The 16,497-nt window shown below is 38.5% G+C and carries 19 protein-coding genes; 14 read left to right on the forward strand and 5 right to left on the reverse strand.

Annotated elements, in window-relative coordinates:
- The first annotated feature begins 24 nt into the window (after positions 1–24).
- The 9 genes from CYP43_RS09845 (at position 25) to CYP43_RS03675 (ending at position 7,339) form a co-directional block, all read left to right on the forward strand.
- Positions 25–630: a c-type cytochrome gene (locus CYP43_RS09845; RefSeq protein WP_103582529.1), complete on the forward strand. Its 606-nt coding sequence runs from the start codon at positions 25–27 to the stop codon at positions 628–630.
- Positions 627–1,910 (forward strand): glutamate-1-semialdehyde 2,1-aminomutase, encoded by a 1,284-nt coding sequence (hemL, locus tag CYP43_RS03640; RefSeq protein ID WP_103582530.1) that lies wholly within the window; start codon positions 627–629, stop codon positions 1,908–1,910. Before CYP43_RS09845 ends, hemL begins: the two co-directional genes overlap by 4 nt.
- Positions 1,910–2,191 (forward strand): AtpZ/AtpI family protein, encoded by a 282-nt coding sequence (locus CYP43_RS03645; RefSeq protein ID WP_103582531.1) that lies wholly within the window; start codon positions 1,910–1,912, stop codon positions 2,189–2,191. The genes hemL and CYP43_RS03645 overlap by 1 nt, the downstream gene beginning before the upstream one ends.
- Positions 2,139–2,699: a hypothetical protein gene (locus CYP43_RS03650; RefSeq protein ID WP_258032153.1), complete on the forward strand. Its 561-nt coding sequence runs from the start codon at positions 2,139–2,141 to the stop codon at positions 2,697–2,699. Before CYP43_RS03645 ends, CYP43_RS03650 begins: the two co-directional genes overlap by 53 nt.
- Positions 2,689–3,933 carry an MFS transporter gene (locus CYP43_RS03655; protein WP_103582533.1) on the forward strand — a complete coding sequence of 415 codons (1,245 nt, stop codon included), beginning with the start codon at positions 2,689–2,691 and terminating at the stop codon, positions 3,931–3,933. The genes CYP43_RS03650 and CYP43_RS03655 overlap by 11 nt, the downstream gene beginning before the upstream one ends.
- 3 nt (positions 3,934–3,936) lie before the next feature.
- A complete protein-coding gene (locus CYP43_RS03660; RefSeq protein ID WP_103582534.1) occupies positions 3,937–5,586 on the forward strand; it encodes a flagellar hook-length control protein FliK in 1,650 nt (549 codons plus the stop codon).
- Positions 5,586–5,846, forward strand: a complete 261-nt coding sequence (locus CYP43_RS03665; RefSeq protein WP_021090972.1) for a FlhB-like flagellar biosynthesis protein — start codon at positions 5,586–5,588, stop codon at positions 5,844–5,846. Before CYP43_RS03660 ends, CYP43_RS03665 begins: the two co-directional genes overlap by 1 nt.
- Before the next feature lie 112 nt (positions 5,847–5,958).
- Positions 5,959–6,528: a CheB methylesterase domain-containing protein gene (locus CYP43_RS03670; protein ID WP_087576779.1), complete on the forward strand. Its 570-nt coding sequence runs from the start codon at positions 5,959–5,961 to the stop codon at positions 6,526–6,528.
- Positions 6,515–7,339 (forward strand): CheR family methyltransferase, encoded by an 825-nt coding sequence (locus tag CYP43_RS03675; RefSeq protein WP_081004427.1) that lies wholly within the window; start codon positions 6,515–6,517, stop codon positions 7,337–7,339. The genes CYP43_RS03670 and CYP43_RS03675 overlap by 14 nt, the downstream gene beginning before the upstream one ends.
- Before the next feature lie 48 nt (positions 7,340–7,387).
- Here CYP43_RS03675 and CYP43_RS03680 read toward each other — a convergent pair whose 3' ends face one another.
- The 3 genes from CYP43_RS03680 to CYP43_RS03690 are packed head-to-tail and all read right to left on the reverse strand — an operon-like array spanning position 7,388 to position 10,265.
- Complete coding sequence (locus CYP43_RS03680; protein ID WP_103582535.1) at positions 7,388–8,584, reverse strand: MFS transporter; 1,197 nt, start codon at positions 8,582–8,584, stop codon at positions 7,388–7,390.
- Between the two features lies 1 nt (position 8,585).
- Positions 8,586–9,788 carry a copper resistance protein NlpE gene (locus CYP43_RS03685; protein WP_103582536.1) on the reverse strand — a complete coding sequence of 401 codons (1,203 nt, stop codon included), beginning with the start codon at positions 9,786–9,788 and terminating at the stop codon, positions 8,586–8,588.
- 48 nt (positions 9,789–9,836) lie between these two features.
- Positions 9,837–10,265, reverse strand: a complete 429-nt coding sequence (locus CYP43_RS03690) for a copper resistance protein NlpE (RefSeq protein ID WP_103582537.1) — start codon at positions 10,263–10,265, stop codon at positions 9,837–9,839.
- 80 nt (positions 10,266–10,345) lie between these two features.
- On the opposite strand from CYP43_RS03690, the gene CYP43_RS03695 reads away from it, so the two are divergent.
- Positions 10,346–11,260: an SPFH domain-containing protein gene (locus CYP43_RS03695; protein WP_054196349.1), complete on the forward strand. Its 915-nt coding sequence runs from the start codon at positions 10,346–10,348 to the stop codon at positions 11,258–11,260.
- On the forward strand, positions 11,257–11,649 hold the full coding sequence (locus tag CYP43_RS03700) for an NfeD family protein (RefSeq protein WP_103582538.1): 393 nt from the start codon (positions 11,257–11,259) through the stop codon (positions 11,647–11,649). Before CYP43_RS03695 ends, CYP43_RS03700 begins: the two co-directional genes overlap by 4 nt.
- 21 nt (positions 11,650–11,670) lie before the next feature.
- On the opposite strand, the gene CYP43_RS03705 is transcribed toward CYP43_RS03700, so the two are convergent.
- Positions 11,671–11,910: a hypothetical protein gene (locus CYP43_RS03705; RefSeq protein ID WP_258032154.1), complete on the reverse strand. Its 240-nt coding sequence runs from the start codon at positions 11,908–11,910 to the stop codon at positions 11,671–11,673.
- A 105-nt stretch (positions 11,911–12,015) separates the two neighbouring features.
- On the opposite strand from CYP43_RS03705, the gene CYP43_RS03710 reads away from it, so the two are divergent.
- Genes CYP43_RS03710 through recG form a run of 3 tightly spaced genes read left to right on the forward strand, consistent with a single transcriptional unit; the run spans position 12,016 to position 16,099 of the window.
- Positions 12,016–13,062, forward strand: coding sequence for a dehypoxanthine futalosine cyclase (locus CYP43_RS03710; protein ID WP_035145231.1), 1,047 nt, complete (start codon positions 12,016–12,018; stop codon positions 13,060–13,062).
- Positions 13,063–14,292 carry a M16 family metallopeptidase gene (locus tag CYP43_RS03715; protein ID WP_103582540.1) on the forward strand — a complete coding sequence of 410 codons (1,230 nt, stop codon included), beginning with the start codon at positions 13,063–13,065 and terminating at the stop codon, positions 14,290–14,292. It begins immediately after the preceding gene.
- Positions 14,282–16,099: an ATP-dependent DNA helicase RecG gene (gene recG, locus CYP43_RS03720; protein ID WP_103582541.1), complete on the forward strand. Its 1,818-nt coding sequence runs from the start codon at positions 14,282–14,284 to the stop codon at positions 16,097–16,099. The genes CYP43_RS03715 and recG overlap by 11 nt, the downstream gene beginning before the upstream one ends.
- A gap of 120 nt (positions 16,100–16,219) precedes the next feature.
- Here recG and CYP43_RS03725 read toward each other — a convergent pair whose 3' ends face one another.
- Complete coding sequence (locus CYP43_RS03725; RefSeq protein ID WP_072594813.1) at positions 16,220–16,426, reverse strand: excalibur calcium-binding domain-containing protein; 207 nt, start codon at positions 16,424–16,426, stop codon at positions 16,220–16,222.
- Between the last annotated feature and the right edge of the window lie 71 nt (positions 16,427–16,497).

A 16,497-nucleotide genomic window follows, 5' to 3' on the forward strand; every position in this document is an offset into this window, starting at 1 on the left:
ATTAAAATTTTTAAAGAGAGGTTTATGCGGTCTGTTTTTTTGTTTTTGCTTTTTTGTGTGGTGATTTTTGGTGCTGATTTTATCACAAAGACCGAATACGCCAAGATGCTCTACCTAAATCCACGTGGCATAGGATGTGACAAATGTCACGGCACAAAGGGTGAGGGCAGTCTAATCTCTAAATACAAACACTTTGACAAAAAGGCAAACAAAACGGTTGACGATGAGCTTAGAGCACCAAAGATAAATGATATAGAATTTGAAAGCTTTAAAGCAGCTCTAACTAAGCCAAAAGGCGTCATGCCAAGCTATTTTTTGACAGACGAGGAGACAACGATTCTTTATGAGTACATTACAAATAAGATAAATACTCCTTCAAAAGCAGCAAAAGCGCAAAATTTGGGCAAGTCAGTTTCCACTGATACGACGCAAAAACAGCCAGAGCAATCTACTAAAGCCGCTCCTTCTATAAAGGCTACAGAGCCAGCTAAAACTACCACAGCTAAGCCAGCTGAGTCAGCAAAAACTGCTACTACGCAAGCACCAAAGTCGCCAGTAAAACCAGTAACAAATCAAAAAGATAATCAAAAGACAAATTTAAAAACACAAAATCAAAAGGATAAAAAATGACAAATAAAGAGGCATTTAGCGAAGCCAAAAAATATATCCCAGGTGGCGTAAATTCGCCAGTACGTGCATTTGGAAGCGTTGGCGGTGAGCCTGTGATGATCGATCACGCAAAGGGAGCTTATCTATACGATGTCGAGGGTAAAAAATATCTTGACTTTATCCAAAGCTGGGGACCACTCATCTTTGGTCACTGCGACAAAGATATCGAAGAGGCGATCATCTCTGCTGTAAAACAAGGCGTATCTTACGGCGCGCCGTCACCAAAAGAGACCGCTCTAGCAAAGCTAATATGTGACGAGTTTAAGCAAATAGATAAAATTCGCTTCGTAAGCTCTGGCACAGAGGCCACTATGAGCGCTATCAGAGTGGCTAGAGGATATGCTAAAAAAGATGGACTAATAAAATTTGAAGGCTGCTACCACGGACACAGCGATGCACTTCTTATCAAAGCAGGAAGTGGCGCTACGACATACGGCAACGCTTCAAGCAGCGGCGTGCCACAAGATGTTGTGAAAAACACTTATCTAGCAGTTTATAACGATATAGAAAGCGTAAAAGCCATCTTTGAAAACAATAAAGACAAGATAGGCGTCGTCATAATCGAGCCTATCGCTGGAAATATGGGGCTTGTGCCAGCTGATAAGAAATTTTTAGAGGAGCTTAGAGCACTTTGCGATAAATTTGGAGCTGTGCTTATCCTTGATGAGGTTATGAGTGGCTTTAGAGCTTCTCGGTTTGGATCATATCCATTTCACGAAGTGGACGCTGATCTCATTACATTTGGCAAGGTTATAGGCGGAGGTATGAACGTCGCTGCATTTGGTGGCAAGGCTGAGATAATGGACTGCTTAAGCCCAGAGGGCGCTGTCTATCAAGCAGGCACGCTAAGTGGCAACCCAGTAGCGATGAGTGCTGGTATAGCGGCTATTTCTAAGATAAATAGCGATACAAATTTATATTCTAGACTTGAAAAACTAGCTAAAAAACTAATGGACGGCTTTAAAGAGGCTGCAAAGAGTGCTGGCATTACTATCCAAACTGATGTTCGTGGCTCTATGTTTGGCTACTTTTTTACAGATCACGCCGTAAAAAACTACGACGATGCGTTAAAGAGCGATACAAAGCTATTTGCTAAATTTCACCAAACGATGCTTAAGCGTGGAATTTATCTTGCACCTAGCCAGTTTGAGACTGGATTTGTCTGCGATGCGATGAGTGAAGCGGATATCGATCTAGCGGTAAGCGCAGCTAAAGAGGCGTTTTTGGAGATAAAAGCCTAATGGCAAAATTTAAGATAAAAGATATCGTAGCGGGTGCTGAGCAGCTAAGCCTTGGAGTTTCAATCGTAGTTGCGATCTTGCTTGGCACCGGACTTGGGTATTTTGTAAAAAAGGCTACAAATTTTACGCCAGCTCTTTGGATAGGCTTTGCTATTGGCATCGCAGCTGCCATTTTAAATGTCTATAAAGCTTACAAAGCACAGGTTAAAAGCCTAGATGAGCTAAAGGATGAGACTAGATATAAGGGCTATAAAAAAGACGATGATGACGAGGACGATTAGCAGGATTTTTATTTGCTACTTTGCGCTTTGGCTAGCCCTTAGCGTGGTTGGCAAATTTATATCAAATCAATTTTTTATAAGCTCGCAAATTTCATTTTTTGCCTCGCTTATCATCCTAACGGCCAGCTTTTATGCCTATAAAAACCGCATAAACTCAAGGCTAGAAAATGCAAGAGATGAAATTTTAGCCAAGATAGAAGAAGAGGACGAAGAGTATGATGAAAATTTGCCCCAGAAGGAGGCAAAAGAGTTTAGCCTAAAGGATGAGAAAGCAAGGCTAAAAAAGCAGAGATTTTCATTTAAAGATAAAAGTTTCGCAGCAGCCTTTATGCCTTACCGCTTGGTGGCTTATGCGATACTTTTTTTTGGATTCATTTTTTTAAAAAATGAAAATTTACTAAATGTGTCTGGTTTTTTAGTGGGGCTTGCTCCGATGCCTATTGGTGCATTTATTTTTGGACTTATGGAGAATAAATTTAATACCGCAAAGGATACTGATGGCAAGTAGCTTTAGGATCATCCGCTCGATGGGACCGCTATTTTTGGGCATGAGTTTGCTTTTTATCGGAAATGGCCTAGTCATCGCATCTTGCAGCGCACTTCTTAAACAAAATGGAGTGGGCGAGCTAGAGATTGGATTAATCAATACAGGCTTTTTTGTGGGTGCGTTAATTAGCACTATTACAGCTCATAGAGTCATCTCAACTACTGGCCACATTAGAGCATTTGCCATCTTTTCAGCCATTTTTGCAGTCTCAGCTATGCTTCATGCGGTAAATCAAAATTTAGTATTCTGGGCGATCTTGCGTGCATTTTTGGGATATTGCTACTACGCGCTTTTGATGGTTATAGAAAGCTGGCTAAATGCAAAAATTCCAAACAAAATAAGATCTCGTGTGATAGCCTTTTACGAAGGCGTTTTTTACACGAGTTTTGGACTTGGCATTTTGATCTTGGCGCTTAATCTTAATACCTTTGAAATTTTCATAATAAGTGCAGCTTTTATCATGCTCTCAAGCATTCCATTAAATTTGATCCGTATAAATCAGCCTCAAATCCCAGAGCGTCAGCCCATAAATATCCCAAAAATTTTTGGCATAGTTCCGCTCGCTCTTGTTGGCGCACTCATTGCGGGCTTAGCAATAAATGGCTTTTTTTCGATGGCAAGCCTTTTTGTTTTGCTTCAAGGATACGGCACAAAAGAGGCGTCATTTTTTATGACGGTTGCGATGATCGGAGGCTTTTTAGCTCAAGTTTTTATCGGTAGTTTTTCTGACAGATATGGCAGAAGGCCAGCTATTTTGCTTTGTAGCAGTGTGGCTTTAATAAGTGTGGTTTTGTTTTTGCTAAATGGCAAAAATTTAATGGTTGAATATCTGCTTTCATTCTTTTTTGGAGCTGGAATTTTTTGCACCTACGGACTTTCTTTGGCTAGAGCAAATGATGAGATCACAGACAAGACAAAGAGCGTGCAAGTCGCACGTGCTTTGTTATTTAGTTACTCTTTGGCTTCGCTTTTCTCGCCGCTTCTTATGAGCTATGCGATGAAAATTTTTGGAGCATTTGGCTTTATCTATGTTTATTTGGTGCTTTTTGCTGGACTTATTTTATTTGCACTAACACAAAAGACAATACCACAGCACATGAGAAAAGAGTATAACGATAGGCTCGTTGCAAGGACGGCTGGCATAGCTACTATTGAGCAAAATGGAAATTTTGCCGATAGAAAAAACAAAAAGTAAAAAATGAACGTAGCAAATTCTTTGAATATATCAAACACTTCAGTTCAAACCGGGCAAAATACTACTCAAAATGTGCCAGTTCGTAAAAATGAAAGCTCGCTTTTTAAAAATCAGCCAAGCGTACAAACGCCTAGTGAGCAGAGCGTTTTAGAGACACTTGATAATGTTGGAAAACTCGTTGCAAGAGTGCTTGATGATCTAAAAAGTGCTTCAAGTCTTAGCAAGGCTGAACAAATTTTATCTCAGGCAAAAGATACGAAAATCGCTCCAAATTTAGCCAGCGAGCTATCAGACCTTGCAAAAAGCTTAGAAGCAGAAGCAACCCAAAATGAAAGCCCTGAGATAAAGAGTCTTGCACTAAAGCTAAAAGAATTTCTAAAACCAATAGCTGATCTAAAGGCTGGCTCACTAAATGATCAGATCAAAAACTCAGGCGTAATGCTTGAAGCAAATTTAAAAGATGCACTTAGTCCAGAGAAGCTTCCAAACTCGGTTCATAAGCTACTAAGTGATATAAAAAATCTCTCAAGCGGGAATTTACTAAATCAAATTTTAACCCTAAATGATGAAAAATTAGACAATCAAAACTCTTTTTCAAAACTTGCTTCTATACTTGAAAAAGCGAGTAGCGACGCAAAAAATATCCTTGATAACTCAAGCATAAAAACGCTTTTAAAAGATGTTGATAAGCTTGATAGTGTGGTTAAATTTTTAGATAAAAATTTTTCAAAAGATCAAAATGGCGAGCTAGTAAAAAATCAAATAGGCAAAATGCAAAATTTCATCTCAAATTTAAGCGAGAAAGTCGCAAGCCTAGCAAATGAAAAGCTAAATCAAAATTTTGGTTTTAGCCAAAATCACAAAGAGCTAAAAACTATCCTTGATAGCATAAAAAACGATCTAAAAACGCTAAATAACATAGGCGATGAAGCAGGGCTTGTAAAAGCGTTTAATGAGATGAGCGATGTTTCAAAGGATGGTAGCTTGCAAGATAAGCTCCAAAGTGCAGCGAGGCGTCTTGCTCATAGCCTAAGTCTTGCTGATGCTAAGGCAAGTTTGGCTAAAAATGAGCTAAGTGAGAGCAAGGCGCTTTTAAAGCAGTTAAATCTCGCCACAAACGATATAAATAACATTACGACTAAAAATAGCAGCGAAATTTCAAAAGTGCTAAGCCAAGATATAAAAAGCACGCTTTTAAATATCAGTGAAAAGAGTCAAAACCCGCAAAGCGTAAATGCCGCAAATAAGATGATTTCACAGATCGAGATGCATCAAATGATATCAAGCCTTCAAGGCGGGATTCAAACTTATATGCCTTATATTTGGGATGGCGTTGAGGGTGGAAATATCGCATTTAAGCAAGGCAAAAAGGATAAATTTTACGCTCAGATCGATCTAAATTTTAAGAAATTTGGACAGATAAATGTGATGGTTGGACTTATTGATAAAAGATACATCGATCTTTCGGTAGCTACGCAAACAAATGAGTTTAAGGAGCTAATCCTCTCAAACTCTAGCGAATTAAAACAAGCAATATCAAAGCTTGGACTTATAGTTTCAAACTTTAATATCAAAACTTTGTCAAAAGTGAAGCTAAATGATAGATTTAAAAAATTTGGTGGCCTTGATATGGGCTTTGATAAGAAAATTTAATGCAAGTAAATAAGAAAAAAGCAGTAGCTCTTGGCTACAACAGATCTAAAGATAATGCTCCAAGAGTGCTGGCTAGTGGCGCTGGCGAGATAGCAAATAGAATAATTGATCTAGCAAAAGAGCATGATATACCGATCAAAGAGGATCCTGATCTTATTGAAATTTTAAGCAAGGTTGAAGTTGATCAAGAAATTCCACCAAATTTATATAAAGCTGTTGCTGAAATTTTTAGCTTTTTATATAAGATCACAAAGAAATGATCTATAAATTTGCTTAAAAATTTGCAAGGCGTATAAAGAGTGGCAAGGATATTGACGATATACAAAAAAGTGGCGTAAGCTAAATATTAAATTAAAATTTTAAAGGCTATTTGTGGCACAAAAATTAATATTAATAGGGGCATCTACTGGCGGGCCTGGGCATTTAAAAAAGTTATTAAAAAACGTAAAACTAAATGGAGCTATCATCGTGATAGCCCAGCACATGAATAAAATGTTTATAAACTCTTTTGCTATGCAAATCGGAAAAGAGTGTGGCTTGGATGTTGAAATTTTAAATGAGAGGAAAATTTTAAAAGAAAATACCGTATATGTCTGTGAACAAAATGTAATGGTGTCGCCAAATTTACCGATCAGTGCAAAGCCAAATACAGAAGAAAAGACTATATATACGCCAAATGTTGATGTGTTGTTTAAATCTGGAGTAGGAATTTGCAAAAGTGCAAATGTCCTAGCTATCTTGCTAACTGGCATCGGAGATGATGGTGCATCTGGGCTTGATAAGCTTTATAAGGCTGGAGCAAAATGTATAGCTGAAAATGAAGAGAGCGCGATAGTTTATGGTATGCCAAAACGTGCAAAGGAGCTAAATCAAAGCTTAAAATCATTAAATCTAACTATGATAAAAAAAGAGCTGGAGGATTTTTTAAATGCTATTAACTAATGACGCAAAAGATACAAAAACGATGCAAACAAATACTTCACAAGATATGGATAGTTTTAATGAATTTATGAATGTTATCAAAACTCTTTGCGGAGTTGATCTGGAGCCAAAAAGAGATATTACGTTGCAGCGAATTACCATTTTTATTAGGGATCGCCAGATAAAAAGCTTTAAAGATCTTGTTTCAATGATAAGATATAACTCAAGCTTACGACAAGACATTTTAAATCTAGTAACTGTAAATGAGACTTATTTTTATAGAGAGTTGCCTCAACTTAAAGATGTGATCTATTACGCAAAGGAGCTTGGAGGAGCTAGAATTTTGTGTGCTCCTTGCTCTACTGGAGATGAGTCATATTCGCTCGCGATGCTTGCTTATGAGATGGGATTTAAACAGCATGAAATTTCAATCGTAGGTATAGACATAAACTCAGAAGCCATAGCAAGCTGTCAAAATGGTATTTTTAGTGAGAGGAGCTTGCATAGGTTAAGCGATTTTCAAAAAGAGAGATTTTTTACAAAAGTCGATGATAAATTTAAGATAAAAAAAGAAAATTTACCAAGGTGTGAGTTTAAAATTTTAAATGTTTTTGATGATGCTATTTTTAATCTAGGAAAATTTGATATCGTGCTTTCAAGAAATATGATGATCTATTTTGATGATGATTTTAGATTAAAATGCGTTGAGAGACTTCATAAATTGCTTAAGCCAGATGGTAGGCTTTACGCTGGGCACGCTGATCTTGTGCCTTACACTCCAGCTTATGAAAAACGCTTTTCAAATGGAACTACTTACTATCTAAAAAAATAAAAATTTGCCAAGTCGCCTTTTAACTTAGGCGACTTAATTTAAAATCAATTACTTTATTTTGTAGCTTTTTAATACTATGTGATAGTAAAAAGCCCCTATAAAAAAGAGGCTTCCCATAAAACTCGCAATCATCTCAACGCTAAGTCCAATATCATAAAGCAGACCAATGATAAATGAAATGAGAGCGCTAAAGCCAAGAAAAATCATATCGTTATATGCAATCACTCGGCCATAAAATTCTTTTTTGCAGTTTTGCTGAAGCATTGTATAAGTGTAGCTCCAAAGACTTGATGTGCAAAATCCAGCAAAGATAATACCAATAAGCGATAGATAAAAATTCCAAAGCGATAAAGCCCAAATAATGATACCAAGGCCTTGACCGATATATACGAAAATAAGCGTATTTTTATTTATAAATTTACTAAGTATGGCTGGAGCAAACATAAGTGAAATGGATCTTGAGGTATTTAATAGTCCTATAATTAGTGATGTTGAAAGTAAATTTGCATATTTGTAATCAGCTAAAAGTGCGATCAATGCGTCATAAGCGGTAATGCCAACAAAGGCGTGCAAAAATATAAGATGCACAATAAGCCTGTTTTCTTTTAAATACACAAGGCCGTTTTTTAGCATTTTTAGCGGGCGTTCTATGAGGTCTGGCTTTAGACCTTGCAGTTTTAAAAAATATAAAAATCCAAAGCTAAAAATGTATAGCATGCCGTCGAGCAAAAATGCGCTTTTTATCCCAAAAAAATGTATATAAACTCCAGCTAGCCCCATACCAGCAGTGTATGAGACCGCCCAGATGATAGAGTGGATCTCGTTTGCGAGTTTGAGATTTTCTTTGCTTAAAATTTTTGGTAGCACGCTCATTTCCACTTGAAAGTACATCCCACCAGTGCCATTTCTAACAAAAATGATGAGTAAAAGTAGCCATAAAAAATCAAGTGAGTCTATAAAAAGAAGCATGAAAACGCTTATCGTCTCAACTGCCATCATGATGACAAGCATTGGTTTTGGGCTAAATTTATCAACTAAAATTCCACTAAACGGAGCTATGACAACACCCGGGATAAATGCCATCGCTGCACTTAATGTGATCGCCCAAACAGGAGCGTCAAGCTTGATAAGAAGGGTAAAAATACCTGTGTGCGAAAACCATACGCCAAAATAGCATATAAGCTGAATGATGCTTAAGAGGCGAAAATTTTTCTCTTCTTTTAAAAGTTTAAGATATTCTTTCAACTTATTGATTCCACATTAGCGTTATTTGCTCTATCTTTGTTTCATCTGGTATATCGTTTAGGCTTGTTATCTCTTTGGCAAGTGGATTTTTTAGTGTGATTAACATATCGTGGCTATCTATTTTTAGATAGATATTGTTTTTGTCACTACTAAATTTAGAAATAACAAGAGAATTTTTTATATCTTTAAAATTTGATTTAAGGCTGATATTTTCTGGAGTTTTAAACTCGTTTGAGTAAATTTCAATGCTTGTGATAATGCCATTTAGCAAGGTGTATTCAAAAATTCTTTCATTTTTGTTTGTTACGATGTAGCTGCTTTCTTTTTTTGTGTTATCTCGTTTTATGTTTTTTGAGCCATAAATTTTTATCACATCTCTATTTGCTGATTCGTTTGTCAGCTCTGCAAAAAAGCCTTTGCCAAAGAGATTTTTTTGATCTTTATCTTTTTTATATCGTCCGCTTATGCGAGCATTTTTACAAATTTTGTCATTTGCTACTAGAAAAATTGCATTATTTATTCTGTGTATGCTTAGGGCGATGCCTTTTTCATCTAAAAGGTAAAAAATTCCTTTGTCGTAAAGTAGCTCTGAACTAAACTCGCAAAGCGGCGAGCCATTTTTTAATGATGAATAAAAACTTATTTTCGCACCATTTTTACTTGGCACGATTACGATATCTAAAAAGTTATCTTTGTTCTTAAATTTATAAAATTTAGCAAAAAAACTATCTTTGTAAGCTTTATTTACCGGTTCAAAATTATAAATTTGAGCTAGCACGCCAACTCGCTTATTTTTCTTGTCATCAAGTTGAAGAAGTGAGTTTTTATTTGGCACAAAGTAGCTAAGATTGCCATTTTCATCTTTTAAAATGATAGCACTATCATCAACATCAAATGTGCCATTTTTTTCAACTAAGCTTACTTCTTTATCCATAGTAAGCATTGTTTTTGTGTAGGTTTTATCTTTATTTAGCGTAATGATAGTTTTTATGCCTTCGCAGTTTGGGCAAGGCAAAATAGTGTGAAAACTACTATAAATTGAGTTTGGAAGTATTAGCTTTTCTGACTTTTTGGGTGTATTTGCCTGAACTAACGGCTTGTCTTCTTTTACTGTATTTTGTGTGTTTTGTTTTGGCTCTAAATTTTCATTTTTTGCGCAGCCAAGGATGAAAAATGAGATAAGTATGGCAAAAAGATATTTCATTTGCAACTCCTTAAAAATTGCAAAATTATATCATTTTGCCTTTAAAATTTATTTTACGCGTTTAAAGATGTATTTATCTTTTAGCTCGCCAGTGACCTCTTTTTGATCCATATCTAGCATTTTTAGGTTCTCGCCTTCTATTTTATAAAAGCTCTTTTCTTTATACTCATCAATCGTTGTTATCACACCATTTTCGATTGAGTATTTGCCTTTGCTAACGGCTTTGTAGTTGTCTTTTGACTTATAGTCCATCACGCTCTCAAATGTACCATCTTTTTTAAATGTTAGGCGTGAGTCTATACCCATGCAGCTAGCGCAAGGCAAAAATGCTTTATAAGTGCCCTCGATGCTATTAACTGGAGCTTCGCAGCTACTTTTTACTTCACATTTGCCTTGTGGGACGTTTGCGTTTTGGCTAGATGAGGCACAACCTGCCAAAAGTAGAGCCGCACTTAGTGCAAATATAAAATTTTTCATACTAATCCTTTTTGAAAATAAAATTTAAAATGTATTATAATACTTAAGAAAATAACAAATTATAAATTAAAGGAGTAAAAATGCAAATCGAAGCATTTGGCGTTTTAGTCGTAGTTCTGGTTATCTTTGCGTTCTTGTTTTTAAAGGCTGGTATCAAGATCGTCTCACAAGCTGATAATCTACTCATCGAGCGACTTGGTAAATTCCATAAAGTGCTTGACGGCGGATTTCACATAATCATCCCATTTGTCGATCAAATAAGAGCGATAATCACCGTAAAAGAACAACTTGTTGATATTACAAAACAGCAAGTCATTACAAAAGATAATGTTAATATTAGCGTCGATGGTATCGTCTTTTTAAAGGTCTTTGATGCAAAAATGGCAGTTTATAATGTCGATAACTACAAGCGTGCTATAGCAAATTTAGCCATGACTACGCTTCGTGGCGAGATCGGCGCGATGAATCTTGACGATACGCTAAGCTCACGTGACCGCCTAAATGCCGCACTTCAAGTGGCTCTTGGCGACGCTGCTGGCAACTGGGGCGTAAAGATCATGCGTGTAGAAATTTCTGAAATTTCTGTCCCGCTTGGCATCGAAGAGGCGATGAATATGCAGATGAAGGCTGAGCGTGAAAAACGCGCCATCGAGCTAAAAGCCTTGGCTGAAAAAGAAGCACTTATCCGCAACGCTGAGGCACTAAAACAAGAAAAAGTGCTTCAAGCAGAGGCGATAGAGCGTATGGCTGATGCGAAAAAATACGAGCAAATCGCCATCGCAACGGCTCAAAAAGAGGCTATGGATATGATAAATGATAGCATGAGCAAAAACGCAAATGCGGCTGAATTTTTGCTAGCGCGTGACAGGGTAGGAGCATTTAGTGAGCTAGCTAAAAATAGTTCAAAAGATAAAATTTTAGTCCCTTATGAGGCGACTGAGCTTATTGGCTCCCTTAGCGTTTTGAAAAATTTCCTAGCTAAGGATAAGGCGTGATCAGCCCTTTTATAATGATAGCAATCGGTGTGGTTTTGTGCATCACCGAGTTTATCTTTTCCTCGTTTTATTTGCTATTTTTTGGCATAGCTTTTATAGTAGTTGGAGCTATAAATTTTGGTTTTAGTTTTGCTTGGAGCTATCAAATTTTAATTACAGCAGCGATTGCGATTGTACTTCTTGTGCTTTTAAAAGCGCCGTTAAAGAGTAAATTTATGTCCAGAAAAGAGAGCTTTAACGAGGAATTTTTAGACGAAGCCGGAGTTGGCGAGATCAGAGAAAATATGGTCTATTTCAAAGGCACGCTTTGGAAATATGACGGAAATTTAGCTAACGGAGAGAAGGTGACGGTTCTTGGCACCAAAGGTGACAAGGTGATATTAAAATAAAAGTGCCATTTGGCACTTTAGTTATTTTGCGTGAGCTGGGCAGCCTGCTGGCATTTGCTCATGCATCGCCCCTTGCATGCCATGATATGGGCAGCTTGGCATATTTTCTTGCATCATTTTTTGATGATGAGCACATCCGCAACTTGCACCTTGTGGCTCAGCTGGCTTTGGCTCGTTTTTAGCACAACCAACTAAAAATAATCCGCAGATAACGGCAAATATCACCTTTTTCATAACTTGCTCCTTTAAAGAATTTCTCACATTTTAGCCTTTAAAAATTAATTTTTCATAACGCCTGATTTATCATATTTAAAAGCATTTTTGGCTAAACTCTCGCCCAAAAATAAGCAAAATAAAAGGTTAAATTTGAAAAGACTTAGTGTAAATGAAGCCATCGATCTTATAGAAAATGCACCGCTTCACGAGCTTGGCAAGATGGCGCTAGCTAGAAAAAAAGAGCTTCATCCAGAGGGCATTACGACCTTCATCGTAGATCGCAACATCAACTATACAAATGTCTGCTGGGTGGATTGTAAATTCTGCGCATTTTACCGTCACGCAAAAGAGGAAGACGCTTATGTGCTAAGTTTTGAGGAGATCGGCAAGAAGATCGAGGAACTAATCGCCATCGGCGGCACGCAAATTTTGTTTCAAGGCGGTGTTCATCCAAAGCTAAAGATCGAGTGGTACGAGGAGCTTGTCAGCTACATTAGCAAGCACTATCCAAGCATCACGATACATGGCTTCTCAGCCGTTGAGATCGACTACATCGCAAGAGTTTCAAAAATTTCTACAAAAGAGGTCTTAAGACGCTTAAACGAAAAGGGCTTATACTCGATGCCAGGGGCTGGAGCGGAGATTTTAAGCGACAGAGTGCGTGACATCATCGCGCCAAAAAAATGCGACACTGCAGACTGGCTTCGCATACACAAAGAAGCGCACGAGCTTGGCATGAAGACGACTGCGACGATGATGTTTGGCACGGTTGAGAGCACTCGCGAGATCGTAGAGCACTGGGAGCACATCAGAAATTTACAAGATGAAACGGCTGGATTTAGAGCATTTATACTTTGGAGCTTTCAGGGGCTAAACACAAAGCTCATGCAAGAATTCCCAGAGATCAAAAAGCAAAGCTCAAACGTCTATCTAAGGCTTCTTGCAGTCTCAAGGCTCTTTTTGGATAACTTTAAAAATATCCAAAGCAGCTGGGTCACGCAGGGCAGCTACGTAGGCCAGCTAGCGCTTCTTTTTGGCGCAAACGACCTTGGTAGCACGATGATGGAAGAAAACGTCGTAAAGGCCGCAGGGGCTAGCTTTAGGATGAATCAAGACCAGATGATCGAGCTTATAAAAGATGTTGGAGAAATTCCAGCCAAACGCAACACAAACTACGATATTTTGGAGAAATTTTAGATGAAAATTTTAGATATCAATGTAAAAAATATAAAAATTCCAGTCGTTTTTGAAAGCTCAAAAGCGATGCCAGTAGTGAGCCTAAAACTAGTTTTCAAAGCAGCTGGTAGCTCACAAAACGGCAAACTAGCAGGCCTTGCAAGACTTAGTGCAAATTTACTAAACGAGGGCGATATGAAGTTAGGCTCGGCTAAATTTGCCAAAGAGCTTGAAGTAAGGGCTATTAGCCTAAATGCAAGCTGCGGCTTTGAGACATTTTGCATAGACCTAAACTGCCTAAAAGAGCACTTTGCCTTTGCGTGCGGCAAGCTAAAGGAGCTACTACTCGCTCCAAATTTAACAGAAGAAATTCTAAATAGGTGCAAGACCGTCACTCTTGGCGAGATCGCAGCAAACGAAAACGACTTTGACTACGTGGCAAGGCAGGGGCTATTTGAGCTTTTATACCCAAAAAGCGTGCTCTCAGAGCCTAGTATCGGCACGAAAAAGAGCGTAAAAGCGATCACACTTGAGGACGTGAGAAAGTTTTTAAACGAGCATTTAGACCTTTCAAATTTGCTTTGCGTACTTGGTGGCGACATCGACGAGAAGCAGACAAAAGAGCTTGCTAGCGTTTTAGAAATTTTAAAACCTGGTAAGGTGCAAAAGCTAGAGCGCTTTAGCCCAAGTGACAAGTGCGAAACCAGCGAGATCATCAGGCAAAGCGAGCAGGCATACATCTACTTTGGCGCGCCGTTTAATGTAAAGCCAGGGGAGAAATACAAGGCTGCGGTGGCGACATTTATCTTAGGCGAGGGTGGCTTTGGCTCGAGGCTAATGGAGGAGATCCGCGTGAAAAGAGGGCTTGCATATAGCGCCTACGCTAGAAATTTGCTAAATCTCTCTTACAGTCAGCTATACGGGTACATGCAGACAAAAAATGAGAAAAAAGATGAGGCCATCGCTGTTATAAAAGAGGAAATTTTAAAATTTAGTAAAAAAGGCGTTAGCAAGACCGAGCTTGAGCAGGCGAAGAAATTTTTACTTGGCTCGTTACCACTTAGGCTTGAGACGCTATTTAAACGCCTTGATATCGCGCAAAGCGAGTTTTATGAGCATGGCGAGCTTGGGGGATTTTTAAAGGATCTGGATAAAATTTCAGCCCTTTCGCTAAACGAGCTAAATAGCTTCATAAAAGCTCACACAGAGATAAATGAGCTAAGTTTTTGCGTTTTAAAAAATGAAATTTGAAGCAAGCGACAGAGCAAAACTTCTAAAAATAGGCGTGCTTAGCCTGCTTGACCTTGCTCTTGTGCTACCAAAGGGCTTTGAGGATACGACGATCGCTAAGAGCCCAAGAGAAGGGCAGGTCTGCATAAATGTAAAGATCACTTCGCTCGCCTCGCGCCCTGGCATGCTAACGGCGCTTGCCTTTTGCGAGCAGTGGCAAAGTAATGTAAAGATCGTCATTTTTAACGCAAAGTCCTGGCACTACGGCGCTTTTAAGACTGGCAAAGAGATGGCGATATACGGGCTTTGCTCCTACGCCTTTGGCTCATGGCAGATCGTAAATCCAAAAATCACCACAAAAATAGGCCAGATAGTGCCTAAATTTAAGACCGAGCTAAAAGATGATGAAGTTAAAAAACTCGTTTTAAAATATATAAATTTACGAAATTTATTAGCCGAGGGTTTAAGTGAGCGAGAGGCTAAATTTCTAGCTGAGTTGCAAAGACTAGACGAGCAAAGCGTGCAAATTTTATACCACCTAAAAAATGATGGCGAGGGTATTGAAATTTTAAAATTTGTAGAAATTTTTAACTACATAAAAAAGCTAAGTGCTAAAAAAACCTACTTTAAAAGCCCAAAAATCAAGCTTTTTGACATAAGCTCTTGGCTTAAGAGCTTGCCATTTACGCCGACAAACGACCAGCTAAACGCCATAAACGATATCAGAGACGACCTTAGTGCCGTGCAGGCAAAAAGGCGCGTCATAATGGGTGATGTGGGAAGCGGTAAGACGCTAGTGATCCTAGCAGCAGCGCTTAGCGTCTATCCGCAAAGTGCCATTTTGATGGCGCCAACAAGCATCTTAAGCGAGCAAATTTATAACGAAGCAAAGAGGTTACTACCTGCTTTTATGAACGTGATGCTGGTGCGAAGCGGGGAGAAAAAGATAGACTTTAGCGGGGTAAATTTGATCGTTGGCACGCATGCGCTGCTCTTTCACGAGCTGCCAAACTCACCGCTTGTCATGGTTGATGAGCAGCACCGCTTTGGCTCAAATCAGCGCAAAAAGATAGAGGAACTTGCCTCAAACGAGGATGAGCGAGCAAATTTCGTGCAGTTTTCAGCTACGCCGATACCAAGGACGCTAAGCCTCATTCAGTCTGAGATCGTAAATTTTAGCTTTTTAAAGCAGATGCCATTTAAGAAAAATATAACGAGCCAAATTTTAGGCGCTAGCGAGTTTGGCTTTTTGCTAACCCATATAAAAAAGCAGCTAGAAAACGGCTTTCAAGTAGCCATCATCTATCCACTAGTTGAGAGTAGCGAGAGCTCAAACTACCAAAGTCTAAGCGAGGCGCAGGGTTTTTGGCTAAAGAATTTCAAAAATGTATTCGTCACACACGGCAAAGACAAAGAAAAAGAGGAAATTTTAAGGCAATTTAGAGAAGAGGGCGAAATTTTGCTCTCAACCACCGTTGTTGAGGTTGGTATTTCGCTGCCAAGGCTAAATACGATAGTGATCGTGGGCGCTGAGAGGCTAGGACTTGCCACGCTTCATCAGCTGCGCGGTAGAGTAGGGCGAAACGGCGGCGATGGATACGGCTTTTTGTTTACCAAGTTAAAAGAGGCGCCAGCTAGGCTAAAGGAATTTTGCGCGACAAATGACGGCTTTAAAGTGGCGGAGCTTGATCTAAAAAACCGCCAAAGCGGCGATATACTAAATGGCTTTGTCCAGCATGGAGCGACATTTAACTTCTACGACTACGAGGATGATATCACACAGGCTGCAAAGGCGAGAGTGGCGGCGCTTGCTAAAAATAACACCTAGTTGCTTTTGGCTTAATCTAAATTTTTGATTTTTTACCGGCTCTTTTGGATTGTTTAAATTTTTTATAATTTATCAAATTTGAAGTAAGTGCCAAGGTTAAGCTTTTTAAAATTTATAAAATTATTTTTCTACTCTTCGCTCTTTGCATACATTCTCGCATGGTATGCCGTCACGATCACGGTCAAACCCACTGCGTCCGCATTTTCTTAGATAGTGATATGCTTCTTCGCAACTTTTCATCTCTTTGCAGTAGCGTTTAGAACAATCAAATTTATCCGCCGCGTTTGCCATCAATGCAAAAAATAAAATCAAAACTACTTTTTTCATTTTTACTCCAAAGGCAGTATTAAATAAGAAAAATAATACAAAAAGCTCTCAAAAGAATTTCTCTTTTGAGA

The sequence above is a fragment of the Campylobacter concisus genome, from assembly GCF_002913045.1.
In the GTDB taxonomy this organism is placed as follows: Bacteria; Campylobacterota; Campylobacteria; order Campylobacterales; family Campylobacteraceae; genus Campylobacter_A; species Campylobacter_A concisus_AP.

Coding starts and splice junctions, on each gene's coding strand:
- CYP43_RS03645 (WP_103582531.1), top strand. CDS start 1,910: ATGGCAAAATTTAAGATAAAAGATATCGTAGCGGGTGCTGAGCAGCTA.
- CYP43_RS03685 (WP_103582536.1), bottom strand. CDS start 9,788: ATGAAATATCTTTTTGCCATACTTATCTCATTTTTCATCCTTGGCTGC.
- CYP43_RS03650 (WP_258032153.1), top strand. CDS start 2,139: ATGAGACTAGATATAAGGGCTATAAAAAAGACGATGATGACGAGGACG.
- recG (WP_103582541.1), top strand. CDS start 14,282: ATGAAATTTGAAGCAAGCGACAGAGCAAAACTTCTAAAAATAGGCGTG.
- CYP43_RS09845 (WP_103582529.1), top strand. CDS start 25: ATGCGGTCTGTTTTTTTGTTTTTGCTTTTTTGTGTGGTGATTTTTGGT.
- CYP43_RS03660 (WP_103582534.1), top strand. CDS start 3,937: ATGAACGTAGCAAATTCTTTGAATATATCAAACACTTCAGTTCAAACC.
- CYP43_RS03655 (WP_103582533.1), top strand. CDS start 2,689: ATGGCAAGTAGCTTTAGGATCATCCGCTCGATGGGACCGCTATTTTTG.
- CYP43_RS03725 (WP_072594813.1), bottom strand. CDS start 16,426: ATGAAAAAAGTAGTTTTGATTTTATTTTTTGCATTGATGGCAAACGCG.
- CYP43_RS03665 (WP_021090972.1), top strand. CDS start 5,586: ATGCAAGTAAATAAGAAAAAAGCAGTAGCTCTTGGCTACAACAGATCT.
- CYP43_RS03715 (WP_103582540.1), top strand. CDS start 13,063: ATGAAAATTTTAGATATCAATGTAAAAAATATAAAAATTCCAGTCGTT.
- hemL (WP_103582530.1), top strand. CDS start 627: ATGACAAATAAAGAGGCATTTAGCGAAGCCAAAAAATATATCCCAGGT.
- CYP43_RS03675 (WP_081004427.1), top strand. CDS start 6,515: ATGCTATTAACTAATGACGCAAAAGATACAAAAACGATGCAAACAAAT.
- CYP43_RS03695 (WP_054196349.1), top strand. CDS start 10,346: ATGCAAATCGAAGCATTTGGCGTTTTAGTCGTAGTTCTGGTTATCTTT.
- CYP43_RS03690 (WP_103582537.1), bottom strand. CDS start 10,265: ATGAAAAATTTTATATTTGCACTAAGTGCGGCTCTACTTTTGGCAGGT.